General features: G+C 65.1%; 1 pseudogene. It reads right to left on the bottom strand.

Features of this window, described 5'->3' with window-relative positions:
- A pseudogene (locus tag ACSIH6_RS39435) lies at positions 1–361 on the bottom strand (HNH endonuclease); the annotation flags it as partial.
- Between the last annotated feature and the right edge of the window lie 152 nt (positions 362–513).

The raw sequence follows: 513 nt of genomic DNA, 5'->3' as shown, positions 1-513 counted from the left end.
CGCCCACAGCCTGAACCGTGGCGGGCAACGTCTCCTCGTGCACGTGCTGGGCCAGACGAGCCAGATCCTTGGCCTGGCCGGTGGGCATCTTGCCGTGGTGTACCAGCCACTTGTCCAGGGTGGAGTAGCCGCTGTAGCGGGCCACCTCACCCCGCGCATACAAACCCGCCATCCGCGTCAGCGCCTGGTAGCGGATCTTCTCCAGCTGCGCCCACAGGGCGGCGACTTCCTCAGCGGCGGCCTCGTCCGCCCCGGGCGGTACCTCAGCGTCCCACGCCTGGTCGATGACCTCGCGCGCACCGGCCAGCGCGGCCACAACCGGGGAGCATTCCCCGGGGGCCGCGTCGGGCGCTGCAAGCATCATCTCCATGCCTCTTATTATAAGCCAGCATTCGCCATTTGACCAGCCATTCCCAAGGCCAATCAAGCTCTTTTCCTGGCCCGCCGATGGGGGTTGTTTATATCCAGGAATTCGCAATGGGGTTGTCCAAAAATGCGCGGCCGAAATGGTCG

Origin of the sequence: Nocardiopsis synnemataformans (genome assembly GCF_965343085.1) — a bacterium.
Lineage (GTDB): Bacteria > Actinomycetota > Actinomycetes > Streptosporangiales > Streptosporangiaceae > Nocardiopsis > Nocardiopsis alborubida.
This window is presented reverse-complemented; position numbering and strand designations above follow the sequence as displayed.